19 protein-coding genes and 1 pseudogene are annotated in these 18174 nt (G+C 60.0%); 10 read left to right on the top strand and 10 right to left on the bottom strand.

Annotated features, from left to right (window positions below; all coding sequences use genetic code 11):
• Positions 1 to 170 precede the first annotated feature (170 nt).
• From AC1DRJ_RS00325 to lptM, 6 genes are read right to left on the bottom strand one after another with little or no spacing between them, the layout of a single operon-like run.
• Entirely contained in the window at positions 171 to 875 is a 705-nt protein-coding gene (locus AC1DRJ_RS00325; RefSeq protein WP_477800276.1) for an HAD family hydrolase, read from the bottom strand.
• Positions 872 to 1771, bottom strand: coding sequence for a tyrosine recombinase XerC (gene xerC, locus AC1DRJ_RS00320; protein ID WP_477800275.1), 900 nt, complete (start codon positions 1769 to 1771; stop codon positions 872 to 874). Before xerC ends, AC1DRJ_RS00325 begins: the two co-directional genes overlap by 4 nt.
• 2 nt (positions 1772 to 1773) lie before the next feature.
• Complete coding sequence (locus AC1DRJ_RS00315; protein WP_477800274.1) at positions 1774 to 2499, bottom strand: DUF484 family protein; 726 nt, start codon at positions 2497 to 2499, stop codon at positions 1774 to 1776.
• 13 nt (positions 2500 to 2512) lie between these two features.
• Complete coding sequence (gene dapF / locus AC1DRJ_RS00310; RefSeq protein ID WP_223517754.1) at positions 2513 to 3343, bottom strand: diaminopimelate epimerase; 831 nt, start codon at positions 3341 to 3343, stop codon at positions 2513 to 2515.
• 4 nt (positions 3344 to 3347) lie between these two features.
• Positions 3348 to 4595 (bottom strand): diaminopimelate decarboxylase, encoded by a 1248-nt coding sequence (lysA, locus tag AC1DRJ_RS00305; protein ID WP_477800273.1) that lies wholly within the window; start codon positions 4593 to 4595, stop codon positions 3348 to 3350.
• Between the two features lie 9 nt (positions 4596 to 4604).
• On the bottom strand, positions 4605 to 4781 hold the full coding sequence (gene lptM, locus AC1DRJ_RS00300) for an LPS translocon maturation chaperone LptM (protein ID WP_477800272.1): 177 nt from the start codon (positions 4779 to 4781) through the stop codon (positions 4605 to 4607).
• A gap of 340 nt (positions 4782 to 5121) precedes the next feature.
• On the opposite strand from lptM, the gene cyaY reads away from it, so the two are divergent.
• The 3 genes from cyaY to rnk all read left to right on the top strand — a co-directional run bounded on the left by cyaY (position 5122) and on the right by rnk (position 6386).
• Complete coding sequence (gene cyaY / locus AC1DRJ_RS00295) at positions 5122 to 5454, top strand: iron donor protein CyaY (protein WP_477800271.1); 333 nt, start codon at positions 5122 to 5124, stop codon at positions 5452 to 5454.
• A gap of 4 nt (positions 5455 to 5458) precedes the next feature.
• Positions 5459 to 5677, top strand: a complete 219-nt coding sequence (locus AC1DRJ_RS00290) for a DUF1289 domain-containing protein (RefSeq protein ID WP_477800270.1) — start codon at positions 5459 to 5461, stop codon at positions 5675 to 5677.
• Between the two features lie 298 nt (positions 5678 to 5975).
• Complete coding sequence (gene rnk, locus AC1DRJ_RS00285; RefSeq protein WP_477800269.1) at positions 5976 to 6386, top strand: nucleoside diphosphate kinase regulator; 411 nt, start codon at positions 5976 to 5978, stop codon at positions 6384 to 6386.
• A gap of 6 nt (positions 6387 to 6392) precedes the next feature.
• On the opposite strand, the gene AC1DRJ_RS00280 is transcribed toward rnk, so the two are convergent.
• The 3 genes from AC1DRJ_RS00280 to AC1DRJ_RS00270 form a co-directional block, all read right to left on the bottom strand.
• Positions 6393 to 9236, bottom strand: a complete 2844-nt coding sequence (locus AC1DRJ_RS00280) for a class I adenylate cyclase (RefSeq protein ID WP_477800268.1) — start codon at positions 9234 to 9236, stop codon at positions 6393 to 6395.
• A gap of 191 nt (positions 9237 to 9427) precedes the next feature.
• Positions 9428 to 9673 carry a TIGR02647 family protein gene (locus tag AC1DRJ_RS00275; protein WP_477800267.1) on the bottom strand — a complete coding sequence of 82 codons (246 nt, stop codon included), beginning with the start codon at positions 9671 to 9673 and terminating at the stop codon, positions 9428 to 9430.
• Positions 9674 to 10055: 382 nt separating this feature from the next.
• The gene (locus tag AC1DRJ_RS00270) at positions 10056 to 10340 is read right to left on the bottom strand and encodes a hypothetical protein (RefSeq protein WP_007894899.1); all 285 of its coding nucleotides are present in this window, start codon (positions 10338 to 10340) and stop codon (positions 10056 to 10058) included.
• Between the two features lie 125 nt (positions 10341 to 10465).
• Here AC1DRJ_RS00270 and AC1DRJ_RS00265 point away from each other — a divergent pair, with 125 nt between their 5' ends.
• Complete coding sequence (locus AC1DRJ_RS00265) at positions 10466 to 11125, top strand: glutathione S-transferase family protein (RefSeq protein WP_477800266.1); 660 nt, start codon at positions 10466 to 10468, stop codon at positions 11123 to 11125.
• A 128-nt stretch (positions 11126 to 11253) separates the two neighbouring features.
• Here AC1DRJ_RS00265 and argH read toward each other — a convergent pair whose 3' ends face one another.
• On the bottom strand, positions 11254 to 12648 hold the full coding sequence (argH, locus tag AC1DRJ_RS00260; RefSeq protein ID WP_310262298.1) for an argininosuccinate lyase: 1395 nt from the start codon (positions 12646 to 12648) through the stop codon (positions 11254 to 11256).
• A 348-nt stretch (positions 12649 to 12996) separates the two neighbouring features.
• Here argH and AC1DRJ_RS00255 point away from each other — a divergent pair.
• The 6 genes and pseudogenes from AC1DRJ_RS00255 to AC1DRJ_RS00230 form a co-directional block, all read left to right on the top strand.
• A pseudogene (locus tag AC1DRJ_RS00255) lies at positions 12997 to 13110 on the top strand (sensor histidine kinase); the annotation flags it as partial.
• On the top strand, positions 13107 to 13853 hold the full coding sequence (locus AC1DRJ_RS00250) for a LytR/AlgR family response regulator transcription factor (protein WP_477800265.1): 747 nt from the start codon (positions 13107 to 13109) through the stop codon (positions 13851 to 13853). The pseudogene AC1DRJ_RS00255 and the gene AC1DRJ_RS00250, both read left to right, overlap by 4 nt.
• Before the next feature lie 137 nt (positions 13854 to 13990).
• Complete coding sequence (gene hemC / locus AC1DRJ_RS00245) at positions 13991 to 14932, top strand: hydroxymethylbilane synthase (RefSeq protein ID WP_477800264.1); 942 nt, start codon at positions 13991 to 13993, stop codon at positions 14930 to 14932.
• Positions 14929 to 15696: a uroporphyrinogen-III synthase gene (locus AC1DRJ_RS00240; RefSeq protein ID WP_477800263.1), complete on the top strand. Its 768-nt coding sequence runs from the start codon at positions 14929 to 14931 to the stop codon at positions 15694 to 15696. The genes hemC and AC1DRJ_RS00240 overlap by 4 nt, the downstream gene beginning before the upstream one ends.
• Positions 15697 to 15712: 16 nt before the next feature.
• Positions 15713 to 16867, top strand: a complete 1155-nt coding sequence (locus AC1DRJ_RS00235; protein ID WP_477800262.1) for a uroporphyrinogen-III C-methyltransferase — start codon at positions 15713 to 15715, stop codon at positions 16865 to 16867.
• The gene (locus AC1DRJ_RS00230; RefSeq protein WP_477800261.1) at positions 16864 to 18102 is read left to right on the top strand and encodes a heme biosynthesis HemY N-terminal domain-containing protein; all 1239 of its coding nucleotides are present in this window, start codon (positions 16864 to 16866) and stop codon (positions 18100 to 18102) included. Before AC1DRJ_RS00235 ends, AC1DRJ_RS00230 begins: the two co-directional genes overlap by 4 nt.
• The last annotated feature ends 72 nt before the right edge of the window (positions 18103 to 18174 follow it).

Raw genomic sequence — 18174 nt, 5'->3', positions numbered from 1 at the left:
CGTCGCTGCGGGCTTTTTCATGGAGGGTACAAAATCCTCAAATACAGCGCGATTCAATGTGGGAGCGGGCTTGCTCGCGAAGGCGTGGTGTCAGTCAGTATTGATGGCGGCTGATACAGCGCTTTCGCGAGCAAGCCCGCTCCCACATTAAATTTGTGTAATGCACAAGATCAGTGCTGGGAGTTCCAAAGGGCCAACAACGCTGGCAGCTCGGTCAAACTGCGAATCTCGGCGTCCGGCGCTTTCTCCGCTTCCCACGATTTACCTTGAGGGTTAAACCAGACCGCCCGCAACCCCGCTTGCTGCGCCCCGGCAATGTCGTCACCCGGATGATCACCAATATGCACGGCCGTTTCCGCTGTCGCCCCACCCCGTTGCAACGCCTCATGAAACAAACGCGCATCCGGTTTGGCGATGCCGATATCTTCGGCGCACAGGGCAAACTTGAAGTAATCCGCCAGCCCTAACCGACGTACGTCGGCGTTGCCGTTGGTGACCACGCCCAAGGCATAGTGCTTGGCCAGTGTTATCAGGGTCGGCTCGACTTCGGGGAACACTTCGATCTGATGTCGCGCATGCAAAAACACTTCAAAGCTTTTGTCGGCGAGATCGTTTGCCTGGTCATGGTCGTAGCCGGCCTCTTCCAGCGCATGGAACAACACACGGCGACGCAGTGCGCTGATGCGATGCTTGAGCCCCGGCTCGCTGCTCAGGATCCGCTCCCGAATGGTCCACAAATGCTCTACCGGTACGCCCCCCAGGTTCGGCGCATGCTCGGTCAGCCATTCGCGCAGTACGGCTTCGGCGCTGAGGATCACCGGGGCGGTGTCCCACAGGGTGTCGTCGAGGTCGAAGGTGATCAATTGGATGGTCATGAGTCATCGCCCTTAATGCGTTTGGCCCGTGGATGGGCGCTGTCGTAAACCGTGGCCAGGTGCTGGAAGTCCAGGTGGGTGTAGATCTGGGTGGTCTTGATGTCGGAGTGGCCGAGCAATTCCTGAACCGCGCGCAAGTCTTGCGAGGACTCCAGCAAGTGGCTGGCGAAGGAGTGCCGCAGCATGTGCGGGTGCAGGTTTTGCCCCAGTTCACGCTCGCCCGCTGCCTTGACCCGCACCTGAATGGCCCGTGGGCCGAGGCGCCGGCCTTGCTGGCTGACGAACACGGCATCGTCTGCCGGGTTGGTCATGGCCCTCAGCGGCAACCAGAGTTCCAGCGCTTCGCGCGCTTTCTTGCCGACCGGCAATAGTCGGGTTTTGCTGCCCTTGCCCAGCACTTGAACCATGCCGTCGGCCAGATCCAGCTGATCCAGATTGAGCCCGGTCAATTCCGAAAGACGCAATCCCGAAGAATAGAACAGCTCCAGAATGGCCTGATCCCGCCGCGCCAGGAAATCATCTTCCACGGCACCTTCCAGCAGTTGCAATGCGCGGTCGGTGTCGAGGGTTTTCGGCAGGCGGCGCTCACCCTTGGGCGGTGCCAGGCCATTGGCAGGGTCGTGGTCGCAAAGGCCTTCGCGATTCAGATAGTGATAGAGCCCGCGCACCGCCGATAACAGCCGTGCCAGACTGCGGGACGATTGACCCTGTGAATGCAGGCGAGCGATCAGGCTGCGCAGGCGCTGGATGTCCAGGGCGGACCAGTTGTCGATGTTCTGTTTGGCGCACCAGCCCAGCACCTTGTCGAGGTCGCGGCGGTAGGCGTAAAGCGTGTGAGGCGACACCTGTCGCTCACTGCGCAGGTGTTCGCAGTAAGCGTCCAGTTGCCGTTCCATGGTCAGCGTACCGAGCGCAGGGAGCTGTTGACCCGTGGCAGCACGCGACCCATGACTTCGGCGATGTAGTTCAGGAACAGGGTGCCGACCGAGCTTTTGTAGTGCTGCGGATCACGGCTGGCGATAGCCAGGATGCCGTGAATGCCTTGATGGCTGATCGCGACGACGGCGGTGGAACCGATTTGCTTGCGCTGTTCCTCGCCGAACAAAAAGTCCAGTTCGTGTTCACGCAGGCTGCCGCTGACGCTTTTGTCTTCCGTCAGCAAGCCGCCAATGGCGGTTTGCGCTTCGGCGTGAGTGACCCAGCGACCTACCGGCATCGGGTTGTCACCCAGCAGGATCAGGCTGACAAAGGGCACCTGGAAGTCCTGGCGCAAGCTGTCTTCGACGCTGATCACCACGTCTTCCAGGCTGGTGGCGTCCATCAGCGCGAGAATCAGGCGGCGGGTCTTGTCGAAGAGGCGGTCGTTGTCTCGGGCGACGTCCATCAAGTGCGAGAGGCGATGACGCAACTCGATGTTGCGGTCGCGCAGGATGGTCATCTGGCGTTCGACCAGCGAAACGGTATCGCCGCGGCGGTGCGGAATGCGCATGGCCGGGAGCAGTTCTTCGTGTTCGACGAAGAAGTCCGGATGAGCCTCCAGGTACGCGGCAATAGCCGCCACCTCAAGGCTTTCGCAAGGGGCTTCGTCGGGCTGCAGGGCGGGAACCTGGGGCTTGTCGGTCATGGATTTCGCTCACTCAAAGACGCACTTGTCCTTCATATACGCGTACTGCCGGGCCGGTCATCATGACCGGTTGGCCTGGGCCTGCCCACTCAATGGACAAGCGCCCGCCAGGCAGGTCGATCAATAGCGGCGAATCCATCCACCCCTGGCTGATCGCGGCCACTGCGGCTGCGCAGGCACCGGTTCCGCAGGCCTGGGTTTCCCCGGCGCCACGTTCCCAGACGCGCAACTGTGCACGGCTGCGGTCGATAACCTGGAGAAAACCCACATTGACCCGCGCCGGGAAGCGCGGGTGGTGTTCGATTTTCGGACCCAGCTCATGCACCGGTGCGTTATTGATATCGCTGACTCGCAGCACGGCATGCGGGTTGCCCATGGACACGGCGGCCAGTTCGACCGGGGTGCCATCAACGTCAACCGGATAGCTCAAGGCCTGTTCCGGGGCAACAAACGGAATGTCGGCCGGAACCAGGCGCGGTGCGCCCATGTTGACACTGATCTGGCCGTCACTACGCACATCGAGTTCGATGATGCCGCTTTTGGTTTCGACGCGAATCTGCCGTTTTGCGGTCAGGCGTTTGTCGAGCACGAAGCGGGCGAAACAGCGCGCACCGTTGCCGCACTGTTCCACTTCGGAGCCGTCGGAGTTGAAGATCCGATAACGGAAATCCACGTCCGGGTTGCTCGGCGCTTCGACGATCAGCAACTGGTCGAAACCGATACCAGTGTGCCGATCGCCCCATTGTTTGGCGTGCTTGGGCAGAATATGCGCGTGCTGGCTGACCAGGTCGAGGACCATGAAGTCATTGCCCAGGCCGTGCATCTTGGTAAAACGCAGCAGCATGGGGTTACTCCGGCAGCAGGCTTTCGCCAGCAAACAACTCGGCTACCGTCTCACGCCGACGCACTTCAACTGCCTGATCACCGTCCACCAATACTTCAGCGGCGCGGCCGCGGGTGTTGTAGTTGGAACTCATGACAAACCCATAGGCGCCAGCCGAATGCACGGCCAGCAGGTCGCCTTCTTCCAGGGCCAGCTGGCGATCCTTGGCCAGGAAGTCGCCGGTTTCGCAAATCGGGCCGACGATGTCGTAGGCACGAGCTGCTGTTTCACGCGGGCGAACAGCGGTGACGTCCATCCAGGCTTGGTACAGCGCCGGGCGGATCAAGTCGTTCATGGCCGCATCGACGATGGCGAAGTCTTTGTGTTCGGTGTGCTTGAGGTACTCGACCTGCGTCAGCAGCACGCCGGCGTTGGCCACGATGAAGCGACCCGGTTCGAACACCAGCGCCAGCTCACGACCGTCGAGACGCTCGCGCACAGCCTTGATGTAGTCGCCAGCCAGTGGCGGCTCTTCATCGCGGTAACGCACGCCCAAACCACCACCGAGATCGATGTGGCGCAGATAGATGCCGCAATCGCCGAGGCGGTCGACCAGGCCCAGCAGGCGGTCGAGGGCATCGATGAACGGCGGCAGGGTGGTCAGTTGCGAACCGATGTGGCAATCGACGCCGAGGATTTCCAGATTCGGCAGCTGCGCGGCACGGACGTACACGTCTTCCGCATCAGCAATGGCGATGCCGAACTTGTTCTCTTTGAGGCCGGTGGAAATGTACGGATGCGTGCCGGCATCAACGTCCGGGTTCACACGCAGCGAGATTGGCGCGCGAACACCGAGTTCGGCGGCAACCACTTGCAGGCGTTCCAGCTCATCGGTGGATTCGACGTTGAAGCAGTGCACGCCGACTTCGAGGGCGCGACGCATGTCGTCACGGGTCTTGCCGACACCGGAGAACACGATTTTGTCGGCGCTGCCGCCAGCGGCCAGAACACGTTCCAGCTCGCCACGGGAGACGATGTCAAAACCGGCGCCCAATCGCGCCAGGACATTCAGCACACCCAGGTTGGAGTTGGCCTTGACTGCAAAGCAAACCAGATGCGGCATGCCGGCCAGTGCATCGGCGTATGCCAGATACTGAGCTTCGATGTGCGCACGGGAGTAGACGTAGGTCGGTGTGCCGAAACGTTCGGCGATGGCAGACAGGGCCACACCTTCGGCGAACAACTCCCCGCCACGGTAATTAAAAGCGTCCATGTCGTTCCCTTATTGGTAGACGTCGTGCTTGTGTGCTTTGGATGCAGGCTGCTGCTGCGACGACTTGGCCTGCTCGACTGGGTCCATGTCTTCGTCTGGCAGATACAGCGGGCCTTTTTGACCACAGGCCGACACAAGGCAGGCAACCGCGACGAGCGCAGCAAGGGAGGAGATCAGGCGCTTCATGGCGAAATCCTTGAAAATGCATTAATTGCGCCGGAGTATACCGGCCACCCGACAGCTTGCCTATGCGATGGAGGTCCCGTCCGGCGGGGCTTGACTGAGCCGGTCAGCCAAGCGCAATCCCTGTGGGAGCGGGCTTGCCCGCGAAAGCGGTGGCTCAGTCAACATAGATATAAATGTGCTGGCTCTTCGCAGGCTAGTCGGGTCGCTGCATCGCCGCTCCCACAGGTACTGTGTTTGATGTACCTATATCGGTGCTTGATCGTTATCCTTTGCAATCACCGGGGCTCGCCCGTATCTTGCGGCGCTTGAGCGTTAACAGACACTTTTTGAGGTTGCCGCAATGAGTTTGACCGAAGCCCGTTTCCACGATCTGGTCGATGCCACCCAGCAGACACTGGAGGATGTTTTCGATGAGAGTGGCCTGGATATCGATCTGGAGAGCTCGGCCGGTGTGCTCACCGTCAAGTTCGAAAACGGCAGCCAGTTGATCTTCAGTCGTCAGGAGCCGCTGCGTCAGCTGTGGCTGGCGGCTGTGTCCGGTGGCTTCCACTTCGACTACGACGAAGAGAGCGAGCGCTGGATGTGCGACAAGAGCGAAGAGCAGCTGGGCGAAATGCTTGAGCGCATCGTCAAGCAGCAAGCTGACGTCGAACTCGATTTCGAAGGTCTGTGAAATCGTGACCCAGCCTGCGCCCGTCCGCGCGCCTAAACCGCTCTACAGCAATATCAGCCCGGCGGTGCCTTCGCCGTGCAGCGGTGTGTGCCGGCTGGATGAGCAGAAGGTTTGCCTTGGATGTTTTCGTCATGTCGAAGACATCCGGGAATGGCGCTCGGCGGATGATGAGCGGCGGCGCGTTATTTGTGCGCAGGCAGCTCAGCGCAAATCCTTGGCATAGTTGCTTTTGTGGTGAGTGGGCTTGTGTGGCGAGGGGGCTTGCCCCCGTTCGGCTGCGCAGCAGTCGTGAGATCTTTAGGGCCGCTTCGCGACCCAACGGGGCTATGCGGCGTTCCGACAAGCCCCCTCGCCACAGACAAGCCCCCTTGCCACAAGGTGCTGGTCGCGCCTCACTTGTATATTTATTGAGCTGTGATAGTGTCCAGAAACGCCTCAACCCATCGAGGCTCGTTAAAACCCCGTCTTCTTCTGGCGGGGTTTTGCTTTTTCTGTGCAGAAGAAAGGAGTCTGCCTCAATCATGACCGCACCTTCCATCACCCTTACTCGTCTGGACGTGCAACGTCTGGAGCGCCTGATCGACAGCCTGGATGACACGCTGCCGGGCGTCATCGCGCTGCAAACCGAACTGGATCGCGCCGATGCCGTGGTCGGTCACGACGAAGTGCCTGCCGATGTCGTGACCATGAACTCCCGCGTGCATTGCCGTGAAGAAAGCAGTGGCAAGGACTACCACCTGACCCTGGTTTATCCCAAGGATGCCAACGCCGACGAAGGCAAGATTTCCATTCTGGCGCCGGTCGGCAGTGCGCTGCTGGGTCTCAAGGTCGGTCAGCACATCGACTGGCCGGCACCGGGCGGCAAGACCCTCAAGCTGACGTTGCTGGAAGTCGAATCACAGCCCGCCAATGGCGGTCACTTCCCGGAATAACGCCCCTCAGACCTGTTCGAGCGCCTCGTTCAACGAGCGCTCCAGGTCAGCCTTGTAGCGCAGGTATAAATTACTGGAATTCTGACCGTCACCGAGCAGGCCCGAGAGGTCAAGGTCGGTGATGTAGCAGCGATAGCGTTCGGTTTCGCGACGCTGCTCGACGATTTCCTGCGCGACCACGCTGAACAGTTGGTCGCCATGTTCCAACTCTGAAAACTCTCGCTGATTGCAATACAACGTTACCTGCGCCGTGCCCGGCGCGGCTTTGCCAATGATCGCCTGCACGTCGTAGAACGGTTTGTTGACCGGCGTGTGCGGCGCTGGCCGCGCTTCGACTCGGCGCGCTCGCCCTGGGCCGGATGGCAGCAGTTGGTAGTACAACGTGTCCAGGCTCAAGGGCTGCGCGGTGTACATCGGCATCAAGGCATCGCGCCGGTACTGGATCGACTGCAGGAAGCGTTGCAGTGGCACCAACAGACTGTGTTCATCGTGATAGGGCACGCGTTGTTGCCACAGCGCATTGAACTCGTCCAGAACGTACAAATCGGCCTGATCCTCGTTAATTCTGTAGTACACCTGAATGCACTCGGGCTGGCCCATCGGCAGGATCAGCGCGAGGTCGTGATCTTCCAGCGCCATCGGGTCCAGGTGCAGCGGGCTGTACTCTGCCAGTTCCTCTCCCAGGTAATCGATCAGTGCCGGCAAGGTGGCGATGGCGACGTGATGCACCTGTCCCGGCACCAATTCCAGGACGTGATAGTGCTGTTGAACCTGTATCAGGTAGCGGTGATTGAGATTGCTCAGTAGCAGGTTCTGTGCGGTGTCGATCACCTCTTCTACCCGTCGGGCAATAAACTGCGCTCGGTTATGGCAGAAGCAGCGAACCCGCAATTTGGGTTGCAGTAGCCCGCTTGGCAGATTGTTGAGGTAAGCGCGCAGGCAGTCGAGCAAGGCGTGAGGGCCGTCGAAACGACTGACCAGCACTTCGTTCCAACTGTTGAGCGTGACCTGATCCAGCGTCATCACCAGATTCTCGCGGACCCCGGCATAACTCAGGGAATCGGTGCGTTCGGTGGTCATCAGGATGTTCAAGTCGCGATGATGCTTGAGCGGATCGACGCCAACGTTTACCAGAATCAACACCTCGCTCGGTACGCTGGGGCTCAGCAGAGGGGCCTCTGCGACGGTGGAGAGGGGCAGGGCGATAGTCTGTTGCAGGCTGCCGAGCAGGTTGAACAGCTCGAACTCGCTCAGGTCGCTCGTGCCGGGGTGCAGGGCGAGTCGGGTACTGCTGTCGATCACGCCATTACGGTGGCACCAGGTCAGGAGTTCCAGTAGTTGGCGGCTGCGCTTGATCGGCGCGAAATGCTCCCACTCCTGAGCGGTCAGGCTGCCGTTGTACAAACCCCACTGACTTTGCCCAGGCTCTTTCTTGTTGGGTGCCTGCACCAGCGTCAGCGTGTCTTCGGCCAGGTCCGGGGCGATACCCGGGTTGATGAACTCCACCTTGTCGGCCTTGCGTTCAAAAGCTGCGTACAACCGTCGACCCAACACGTTGAGGTCGCGCTTGTTGATCAGGCTGACGGTGTGTTCGGTGCGGGCGAACTGGGTCAGGAAGCGATAGCTGTAGTTCAACTCGTTGACCAGGGCGCGGCGTTCAGCGCTGACCTGACGCACTTTCCACTGGCTACGGCTATCAAGCAGCGCCAGTTGTCGTTGATCCCAGCCCCATTCCTGAGCCAGTCGCTCAAGCAATGAACGTTGCCAGCTCTGTGTGCGGCTGTTGCCGGTGAGTTTGCGATTGACCTTCAGGTACAGCGCGCGACGCACCAATTCCAGCCGTTCCGGTTCGCCCTGAGCCAGGAGGTATTCCTCGATACGGCGGTAGACCGCGACGTACGGATCCAATTCGTCGAGGTCCAGTTGATTGGCGAACACGGCTTGTTTGAAACGCAGGCTCAGGCAATGAACCTTCGGATGTTCGCTGGCGTAGACCTCGGTCAGCAGCAGCTTGAGCACCGACTTGTAGGGCGACTCGATGCCCTTGAACAGCTGCCAGAGCCCGGCGCCGATGAATTCGCCAGGAGGAATGTAGGCCAGATGCCCCAGGTCCAGGCTTTCGTCGGCACGAATGAAGCGTTTTGACAGGAGCGTGTGGGTGTACCGGTCGTAGGCTGATTCTTCGTAGATCGGCACCAGCCACCAGATCGGTGTGCGGCCCGCCAGCCAGATGGCGGTGCGATAGAACTCGTCCAGCAGCAAGTAATGCTGGGTGGTGCCGCAGTCTTCGGAACTCAACAGGGTATCGCGCTCGCCAAGCACAAAGCGTGTCGGGTCGATCAGGAAAAAATGCGCTTCGGCCCCTTGGCTGGCAGCCCAGATTTCCAGCAACTGGCACTTTTTACGCAGCTCCGCGAGTTCGCTTTCGCTGAGGTCCGGCGCATGACAGACCCAGACGTCCATGTCGCTTTGATCGGCTTGAGCCAGCGTGCCGAGGCTGCCCATCAGGAACAGCCCGTGGATCGGTCGCGGCGGATTGCTGCCGTGGCGCGGCTTGTAGGAGAACGAGCGGGTCAGGCGTTGCGCTTCAGCGAGGACATTGGCATCCGGTTCGAAGTTCGACAGCCCGGCCGGCGTGCTGCCGGAAACATACCCCGGAAGTAACGGATGATTAACGTGGAAAAACAGCGGTAGCAGCGTCAGCACCGTTTGCTGGCGGGGCGACAATCCTTCCATGGCCCGGGCCATGCGACCTTCATTGAGCTTTAGAAAGCGTGCACGCAGTTGGCTGAGAACCTTGCGGTCGATTCCCTCGTCCAGATCGGGGCGGATTTCATGGGTGCGGGTCATGTCAGCTCAAACCGGCTCGCGAGGCTCGGAAGTGGGATTGGCGCATGAGGGGCAGTTTAGCGCTTCGGGCCTGCCACTCTTAAGCTGAATTTGTTTTTTGACGTCAGATATTTATCGCGGGTACGGGAGGTCACGGAGTGTGCCCGCGGAAAACCCGGCTGCAGGGATTTCCGTGGGCGATGTGGTGGTCTTCAGGCTGTTTCTTCGACGCTCAGAATGGTCAGCAGCGTCTGCACATTTTGTGCGGCGTCACGCCCAAGGCTGGTCAGGTAACCGCCATCGGGCTGGTCGATAAGTTCTTTTTCAAACAGGCGTCGGGCGGCGGCAATGGCTTTCGGGGCAGCGGTCTGATGAATTTTCAAACCTTCCTGGGAACTGTCCAGGTTAAAGAGTGCGAGGATTTCCAGTTCGGCAACCAACTCAGGGGTAAGCGACATAAGGACTCCAGACTTTCTAGGAATTAGACGATAGCGCCCCTAAGGTGAGCTCACTTTTGCGGCATGTCCAGTGCCTGCATCAGGGTTTTTTTCGCCTCGGGAAGCATTCCCCGGCAGTGGTGCGGCAGCGGGGTGCGTACCAGTGTAGTCAGGGTCTGGGGGAAGGCAGGAATGATGGGTGACAATTTGTGTGGGAGCGGTTTGTTGTGGGGGATGGCAGGGCTTATTTGTGGCGAGGGGGGGCTTGTCGGAACGCCGCATCGCCCCGTTGGGTCGCGAAGCGGCTCTAAAGATCTCACGACTGCTGCGCAGCCGAACGGGGGCAAGTCCCTTGCCACAGACAAGCCCCCTCGCCACAAAGCCCCGCCGACAACGCTGGGGTTTACTTCTTTTCCGGTGGCAGTTCCGGCAGCGCACGCAGTGCGGTTTCGTACCATTCGGTATTGAACGCGCGGTCTTCTTCGAGGATCGCGTCGATTTCTACCGCTAAAACGTGTGCCATCAGATTGAGGATTTCTTCACGCTCGTAACCGACCAGCGTCAGCTTGTTGAAGGTCGCCTTGGCTGCAGGCGGGTTGTCGCTTTCGATCTGGTTTTCGATGGCTTCGATCAAAGTATTCTCGGCGAACTCTTCTTCGTCGATTTCGATATCAGTTGGCTCGCTCATGGCAGGCTCCTCAAGTTAAGGCGGCCAGTTTACCTGCATTCAGCGCTGTGATGCTGCTGGCAAGAAACGCTTGGGCGTTCTATAAAACAGGACTGCCAACCCCCGCACGGCCTGGAGGCTTTGTGATGCTCAAGCTTTATGGATTTTGCGTCAGCAACTACTACAACATGGTGAAACTGGCGCTGCTGGAGAAGGGACTGCCGTTCGAAGAAGTGCTGTTTTACCCTGGCCCGAGCCCGGAAGCGCTGGCCATCAGCCCTCGCGGCAAGGTGCCGGTGCTGGGCGTCGAACAGGGTTTCGTTAATGAAACCGCCATCATTCTTGAGTACATCGAACAAAGCCAGAAAGGCATGCCACTGCTGCCGAGTGATCCTTTCGAGCGCGCCCAAGTGCTGGCGCTGGCCAAGGAAATCGAGCTGTACATCGAGTTGCCGGGGCGCATGTGCTACGGCGAGGCGTTTTTTGGCATGCAGGTGCCAGAGGCGATCAAGGAGAGGACCAAGTCCGAGTTGATGCTGGGGTTCGCCTCGCTGGCGCGGCACGGCAAATTCTCTCCTTATGTCGCGGGCGACAGTCTGAGCATTGCGGATTTGTATTTCCTGTACAGCGTTCCGTTGGCCTGCGCGGTGGGGCAGAAGCTTTATGGCCTGGATTTGTTGGCTGATATGCCGGCGGCCAAGGCACTGCTTGAGCGTCTGGAAAAAAATCCGAACGTGCAGCGGATTGCGGCGGACAAGGAAGCGGCGATGCCAGCGTTTATGGCGATGATCGCGTCCAAGAAGTAGGTTTTGTGGCGTTTTTGATATCGCTTTCGCGAGCAAGCCCGCTCCCACATTTGACTTGGTGAACACATAATTTGTGAACGCTGAAGATCAAGTGTGGGAGCGGGCTTGCTCGCGAAGCTTTTAGCGATTTAGCGGCTAGCGAGCAGCGCCTGGCCGCGAACCACTGCCTGCTTGACCTGCGCCGGCGCAGTGCCGCCGATATGGTCACGGGCATTCACCGAACCTTCCAGGGTCAGCACGGCAAACACGTCTTGATCAATCTGGTCGCTGAATTTGCGCAGTTCTTCCAGGCTCATTTCCGCCAGATCCTTGCCGCTTTCCACGCCGTACTTCACCGCATGACCAACGATTTCGTGGCAGTCACGGAACGGCAGACCGCGGCGTACCAGGTAGTCGGCCAGGTCGGTAGCGGTGGAGAAGCCGCGCAGCGCTGCTTCGCGCATCATGGCGTGCTTGGGTTTGATCGCCGGGATCATGTCGGCAAAGGCCCGCAACGAGTCGCGCAGGGTATCGGCGGCGTCGAACAGCGGCTCTTTGTCTTCCTGGTTGTCCTTGTTGTAGGCCAAAGGCTGGCCCTTCATCAAAGTCAGCAAGCCCATCAAGGCGCCGAAGACGCGACCGGACTTGCCGCGAACCAGTTCCGGCACGTCGGGGTTTTTCTTTTGCGGCATGATCGAGCTGCCGGTGCAGAAACGATCCGGCAGATCGATGAACTGGAACTGTGCGCTGGTCCACAGCACCAGCTCTTCGGAGAAGCGCGACAAGTGCATCATCGCGATGCTTGCCGCAGAGCAGAACTCGATGGCGAAGTCACGATCGGACACGTTATCCAGCGAGTTGCCGCCGACGGCGTCGAAGCCCAGAAGCTGCGCGGTGTACTCGCGGTCGATCGGGTACGTGGTGCCGGCCAGCGCCGCGCTGCCCAGTGGCATGCGGTTGGTGCGCTTGCGGCAGTCGACCAGACGCTCATAGTCGCGGCTCAGCATTTCGAACCAGGCGAGCATGTGGTGCCCGAAGGTCACGGGCTGCGCGGTTTGCAGGTGGGTGAAGCCGGGCATGATGCTGCCGGCTTCGCGCTCGGCCTGCTCAAGCAAACCTTTTTGCAGGCGGGTGATTTCACCCAGGATCAGGTCGATCTCGTCGCGCAGCCACAGGCGGATATCGGTGGCAACCTGGTCGTTACGACTGCGGCCGGTGTGAAGCTTCTTGCCGGTGACGCCGATGCGGTCGGTCAGGCGCGCCTCGATGTTCATGTGCACGTCTTCGAGGTCGATGCGCCAGTCGAACTGGCCGGCCTCGATTTCACCCTGGATGGTGTTCAGGCCATCGATGATGCTGTCGCGCTCGGCATCGGTCAGCACGCCGACCTTGGCCAGCATGGTGGCGTGGGCGATGGAGCCCATGATGTCGTGGCGATACAGGCGCTGGTCGAAAGTGACGGAGGCGGTGAAGCGGGCGACGAAGGCGTCGACGGGTTCACTGAAGCGGCCGCCCCAGGACTGATTGGTCTTGTCAGTGCTCATGAATTCGCTCGTTTCGGCTGGAGAAAAGTGACGTGGAAAGCTGTCGCGGATAATAACAGGGTTGCCATTCGTGTCGCTGACACTGGTCGACAGGTTTTTTTCTTATATCGCGGTCCATACTCAAGGTGAACCTTTGCGAAATTGCGCAACGATATTTTCCAATTGCGCAATATCGTCCCGGCAACCGTCTACAGTTGGACAGTAGTATCCGCGCGTTCTTGGCGCGACAACCGACTATAAGAAGAGAGGGTGTTCATATTGTCTATCGGCAAACCCTACGGGAATCCCTCGCCAACGCGGGCTAGAGCCTCTAATTACGCGGCAGTTGAAAAATTAGCCGACAATTTCGCGGCACTTTTTGGCCCTCGCGCTAGTCTTAGCGTGGATCGCGGTGACGGACGTCACTTCACCTGTCTACGCTATCCTTGTGCGAGACTCACGCAGGAATCCAGCGCAATATGAATGTCCTGATCGTTGATGACGAACCCTTGACCCGCGAGCGCCTGAGCCGAATGGTCGGTGAACTTGAGGGATACAGTGTCCTGGAGCCCAGCGCCACGAACGGCGAAGAGGCGTTGGCGCTGATCGACAGCCACAAACCGGATATCGTGCTGCTCGATATTCGCATGCCAGGCCTTGACGGCCTGCAAGTGGCTGCGCGGTTGTGCGAACGCGAAACTCCGCCCGCTGTGGTGTTTTGTACAGGACCCGATGAATTTGCCGTGGAAGCCTTACAGGCCAGCGCCGTAGGCTATGTGGTGAAACCTGTGCGTACTGAACAACTTCACGAAGCATTAAAGAAAGCCGAGCGACCCAACCGTCTCCAGCTCGCTGCCCTGACACGTCCCGCCGCCGAAAGTGGCAGCGGCCCTCGTAGCCATATCAGCGCGCGAACACGCAAGGGTATCGAGCTGATCCCGTTGGATCAGGTGGTCTACTTCATTGCCGATCATAAATACGTGACCTTGCGCCACGAAGGCGGCGAAGTGTTGCTCGATGAGCCACTCAAGGCCCTTGAAGATGAGTTTGGCGACCGATTCGTGCGAATCCACCGCAACGCCTTGGTTGCCCGAGAACRTATCGAGCGCTTGCAGCGCACGCCTCTGGGGCATTTCCAGTTGTTCCTGAAAGGCTTGAATGGTGACGCTTTGATCGTTAGTCGGCGGCATGTGGCCGGCGTGCGCAAGATGATGCAGCAGCTTTAAGCCGCCATTCACCGGCGAATTTTACACCCGCTTGCAGGAATTCAAGGCCAGGGAGGCCTCGCAGTCTCTGATACAAGTCAAAGTGGATTTGGCTGAGCTGTTATTATCCGCCGTATCTATTCAGTACGGATTGATCCATGTCCACTCGCGAAATCCGCATCGCCACCCGCAAAAGTGCCCTGGCTCTATGGCAGGCCGAATACGTCAAAGCCCGTCTGGAGGAGGACCATCCCGGTCTGCTCGTGACCTTGGTGCCCATGGTCAGTCGCGGCGACAAGCTGTTGGACTCGCCACTGTCGAAAATCGGCGGCAAAGGCCTGTTCGTCAAAGAACTGGAAACCGCGCTGCTGGAGAACGAAGCCGACATCGCTGTGCACTCCATGAAAGACGTGCCGATGGACTTCCCTGAAGGCCTCGGTCTGTTTTGCATCTGCGAGCGCGAAGACCCGCGCGATGCTTTCGTTTCCAACACCTACGCCAGCCTGGATGAGTTGCCACAAGGCAGCATCGTCGGCACCTCCAGCCTGCGCCGTCAGGCCCAACTGCTGACCCGCCGTCCGGACCTGAATATCCGCTTCCTGCGCGGCAACGTAAACACTCGCCTGGCCAAGCTTGATGCCGGTGAATACGACGCTATCATCCTTGCCTCCGCCGGCCTGATTCGCCTGGGCTTCGAAGAGCGTATTACCTCGGCGATCAGCGTTGACGACAGCTTGCCGGCCGGTGGGCAGGGCGCAGTGGGTATCGAGTGCCGCACGGCAGACAGCGAAATTCATGCCTTGTTGGCGCCGCTGCATCATCAGGACACCGCCACTCGCGTGACCGCCGAACGTGCACTTAACAAACATCTGAATGGTGGTTGTCAGGTGCCGATCGCCTGCTACGCAGTGCTGGAAGGCGAGCAGATCTGGTTGCGTGGCCTGGTCGGAGATCCAAGTGGCGGTCTGTTGCTCAGTGCAGAGGCCCGCGCGCCACGCGCCGACGCCGAAACCTTGGGCGTACAAGTGGCCGAGGACCTTTTGAGCCAGGGCGCTGACGATATTCTGAAAGCGGTCTATGGCGAGGCAGGTCACGAGTGACGGGGTGGCGTTTGCTGCTGACGCGCCCTGCGGATGAGTCCGCGGCGCTGAGTGATGTTCTGGCGCAAGCGGGGATTTTCAGCAGCCGCTTGCCGCTTTTGGAAATCGAGCCGATTCCAGTCTCTGACACAATGTGCGCCGCAATTCAGACGTTGGATCGGTTTTGCGCAGTGATCGTGGTCAGTAAGCCCGCGGCCAGAATCGGCGTCGAGCTGGTCAGCCGTTATTGGCCGCAACCCCCTGCGCTGAAGTGGTTCAGTGTGGGCGCCGCCACCGCGCAAATCCTTGAAGACAGCGGGCTGGACGCGTCTTTTCCGGCCGAAGGCGATGACAGTGAAGCCTTGCTTGAGCTTCCCGGTTTGCGCGCGGTGATCACCCAACCGCATGCGCGGGTGCTAATCATGCGTGGGGAGGGCGGGCGCGAGCTCCTGGCTGAGCGTTTGCGCGAGCTTGGTGCTAGTGTCGAGTATCTGGAGTTGTACCGCCGCGGCGTGCCTCACTACCCACCGACGGCCCTGCTTGACCGGATCGAAGCGGAACGCTTGAACGGGCTGGTGGTCAGCAGTGGGCAAGGTTTTGAGCATCTGCATCAACTGGCCGGCGCTGCCTGGCCACAATTGGCGCGGTTGCCGTTGTTTGTTCCAAGCCCCAGGGTCGCCGAGTTGGCACGGGCTGCCGGGGCCCAAACAGTTGTGGATTGTCGCGGCGCCAGTGCCGCGGCTTTGCTGACGGCGTTACGGGAGCTTCCCGAACCCGTTCTCTAATGCAAAGGATGGATACGTGAGCGAAACTGCCTTGCCTAAAGATGACGTCCAGCCAGTGCTCGATGCACAGGTTGAAATTCCGGATGAAACTGCGCCGCCTGCCGCCGTGCAGCGCCGAGGCAATGGGCTGGCAATCGTTGCGCTGTTGCTCGGCGCTGCCGGTGTTGCAGTGGGTGGTTGGGGCGTCTGGCAGGTGCGTCACCTGCAGGCCAATACCCAGCAGCAACTGGCTCAGGTGCAGGCGCTGAACGATCAAGCGCAAAACCTCAAGCTCAATGAGCAGCGCATTAGCGCACGCCTGGAGCAGTTGCCTGCCGTTGATGAGCTGGAAGCGCGCAGCCGCCTGGTGACGCAGTTGCAGGGCGATCAACAACGCCTGAGCCAGCGCCTGGAAACCGTTCTCGGTGCCAGTCGCAAGGACTGGCGTCTGGCCGAGGCCGAGCACTTGCTGCGTCTGGCCAGCCTGCGTCTCTCTGCATTGCAGGACATCAGCAGCGCCGAGGCGCTGGTGCAGGGTGCCGACGACATTCTTCGTGAGCAGAATGATCCCGGCTCCTTCGCCGCACGTGAGCAAGTGGCAAAAACGCTGGTGGCGCTGCGCAGCACCGAGCAGCCGGATCGTACCGGGTTGTTCCTGCGACTGGGCGCTCTGCGTGATCAGGTGATCGACCTGACCGAGTTGGCGCCTGAGTACAAGGACCGGGGTGATTCGCTGTTGGGCCTGACCGCCGATGGCGACGGTGCCAGTCGTTGGGCGCAATGGTGGGATCAGATCTCCCACTACATCCGCATCGACTTCAATGCTGACAAGAATGTTCGGCCACTGTTGGCCGGGCAGAGCCTGAGCCAGGTGCGTCTGGCCTTGAGCCTGGCGCTGGAGCAGGCGCAATGGGCTGCGCTCAATGGCCAGGCCGCGGTTTACACCCAGGCGCTGGCGGAGGCGCGGGACGTTCTGACCGGCAATTTCAACCCTGACAACCCTCAGAGCAAAGTGATGCTCGAGCAGGTGGGTGAATTGAGCAAGCAACGGGTTACGGTTGTGACGCCGGATCTGACCGCCACGCTGAGCGCCGTCCAGGGTTATCTGGAACGACGTAACGTCAACGCCGAAGACTCGATCAAACCGATGGCTAAACCCGCCGCTGGTACCGTGCAGGAGGCAACGCCATGAAACGCCTCTATGTGATCATGTTCCTGGTGATCGCCGCTGCTGCCGCGCTGGGATTGGCGATCGCCGAGCATGCCGGTTACGTGCTGATTTCCTACAAGAGCTTTCGTTACGAATCGAGCCTGTGGGCGACCCTGGCATTGGTCGCGGTGCTATGGCTACTGTTTTGGGGCATCAAGGTGCTGGTTGAGCTGGTGATGACCTCCAGCGGGGTGGTCAATCCCTGGTCCCGCCGTAATCGTAGTCGGCGGGTGCAAGTGGCGATCGAGCACGGTCAGCTGGATCTGGCAGAAGGTCGCTGGGCGAGTGCGCAGCGTCATTTACAGCGTGCTGCTGAAGCTGAGCGTCAGCCATTGCTTTATTACCTGGGCGCTGCTCGTGCTGCAAACGAACAAGGTCATTACGAAGAAAGCGACAACTTGCTGGAGCGTGCCCTCGAGCGCCAGCCGCAGGCCGAATTGGCGATTGCCTTGAATCACGCACAATTGCAGACCGATCGCGGCGACACCGACAGCGCCTTGGCAACGCTTCAGGTCATGCACGAACGTCATCCCCATAACGCCCAGATGTTGCGCCAGTTACAGCGCCTGCTTCAGCAGCGGGGTGACTGGTCGGCGGTGATTCGACTGTTGCCCGAGCTGCGCAAGGATAAAGTCCTGCCGCCCGCCGAACTGGCCGAACTGGAGCGACGTGCGTGGGGTGAAAACCTGTCGCTGGCGGCGCACCAGGAAGAAGACGGCAAGGTCGGTTTGCAATCGCTCAGTCGCGCCTGGCAGCAGCTCACCTCTGCCCAGCGTCAGGAACCTCAACTGGTGCTGGCCTATGCCGAGCAGCTGCGGCAACTGGGCGCGCAGATCGAAGCGGAAGAGGTGCTGCGAACGGCCCTCAAGCGCAATTACGACAGCCATCTGGCGCGACTTTATGGGCTGGTTCGCGGCAGTGATCCAGCTCGGCAGCTACAGACTGCCGAGGGCTGGCTCAAAGGTCATCCGGGCGACCCAAGCCTGTTGTTGACACTGGGTCGCTTGTGTCTGCAAAACAGCTTGTGGGGCAAGGCTCGAGATTATCTGGAAAGCAGCCTGCGGGTTCAGCGCAATCCGGAAGCCTGTGCCGAATTGGCACGCTTGCTGGCGCAACTGGGGGACACCGAGCGCAGTAATCAGCTGTTTCAAGAGGGCCTCGGCATGCTCGATGAACGCCTGTTGGCCGCACCGCTTCCAGCGCTGGCTCACGCCTGAAGCCGGTGTGTAGCAGCCTGCGTCCAGCTGCACAGCAGTCGTAAAATCAGGCACTTCGGTTTGCCAGGTCGA

The organism is Pseudomonas sp. P5_B2 (genome assembly GCF_056400445.1).
This window is presented reverse-complemented; position numbering and strand designations above follow the sequence as displayed.

What these genes read in the sequence shown, in the direction of transcription:
- AC1DRJ_RS00280 (WP_477800268.1), bottom strand. Translation starts at nt 9,236, where the DNA reads ATGACCCGCACCCATGAAATCCGCCCCGATCTGGACGAGGGAATCGAC.
- dapF (WP_223517754.1), bottom strand. Translation starts at nt 3,343, where the DNA reads ATGCTGCTGCGTTTTACCAAGATGCACGGCCTGGGCAATGACTTCATG.
- rnk (WP_477800269.1), top strand. Translation starts at nt 5,976, where the DNA reads ATGACCGCACCTTCCATCACCCTTACTCGTCTGGACGTGCAACGTCTG.
- xerC (WP_477800275.1), bottom strand. Translation starts at nt 1,771, where the DNA reads ATGGAACGGCAACTGGACGCTTACTGCGAACACCTGCGCAGTGAGCGA.
- argH (WP_310262298.1), bottom strand. Translation starts at nt 12,648, where the DNA reads ATGAGCACTGACAAGACCAATCAGTCCTGGGGCGGCCGCTTCAGTGAA.
- AC1DRJ_RS00270 (WP_007894899.1), bottom strand. Translation starts at nt 10,340, where the DNA reads ATGAGCGAGCCAACTGATATCGAAATCGACGAAGAAGAGTTCGCCGAG.
- hemC (WP_477800264.1), top strand. Translation starts at nt 13,991, where the DNA reads ATGTCCACTCGCGAAATCCGCATCGCCACCCGCAAAAGTGCCCTGGCT.
- cyaY (WP_477800271.1), top strand. Translation starts at nt 5,122, where the DNA reads ATGAGTTTGACCGAAGCCCGTTTCCACGATCTGGTCGATGCCACCCAG.
- AC1DRJ_RS00230 (WP_477800261.1), top strand. Translation starts at nt 16,864, where the DNA reads ATGAAACGCCTCTATGTGATCATGTTCCTGGTGATCGCCGCTGCTGCC.
- AC1DRJ_RS00315 (WP_477800274.1), bottom strand. Translation starts at nt 2,499, where the DNA reads ATGACCGACAAGCCCCAGGTTCCCGCCCTGCAGCCCGACGAAGCCCCT.
- AC1DRJ_RS00325 (WP_477800276.1), bottom strand. Translation starts at nt 875, where the DNA reads ATGACCATCCAATTGATCACCTTCGACCTCGACGACACCCTGTGGGAC.
- lptM (WP_477800272.1), bottom strand. Translation starts at nt 4,781, where the DNA reads ATGAAGCGCCTGATCTCCTCCCTTGCTGCGCTCGTCGCGGTTGCCTGC.
- AC1DRJ_RS00265 (WP_477800266.1), top strand. Translation starts at nt 10,466, where the DNA reads ATGCTCAAGCTTTATGGATTTTGCGTCAGCAACTACTACAACATGGTG.
- AC1DRJ_RS00275 (WP_477800267.1), bottom strand. Translation starts at nt 9,673, where the DNA reads ATGTCGCTTACCCCTGAGTTGGTTGCCGAACTGGAAATCCTCGCACTC.
- lysA (WP_477800273.1), bottom strand. Translation starts at nt 4,595, where the DNA reads ATGGACGCTTTTAATTACCGTGGCGGGGAGTTGTTCGCCGAAGGTGTG.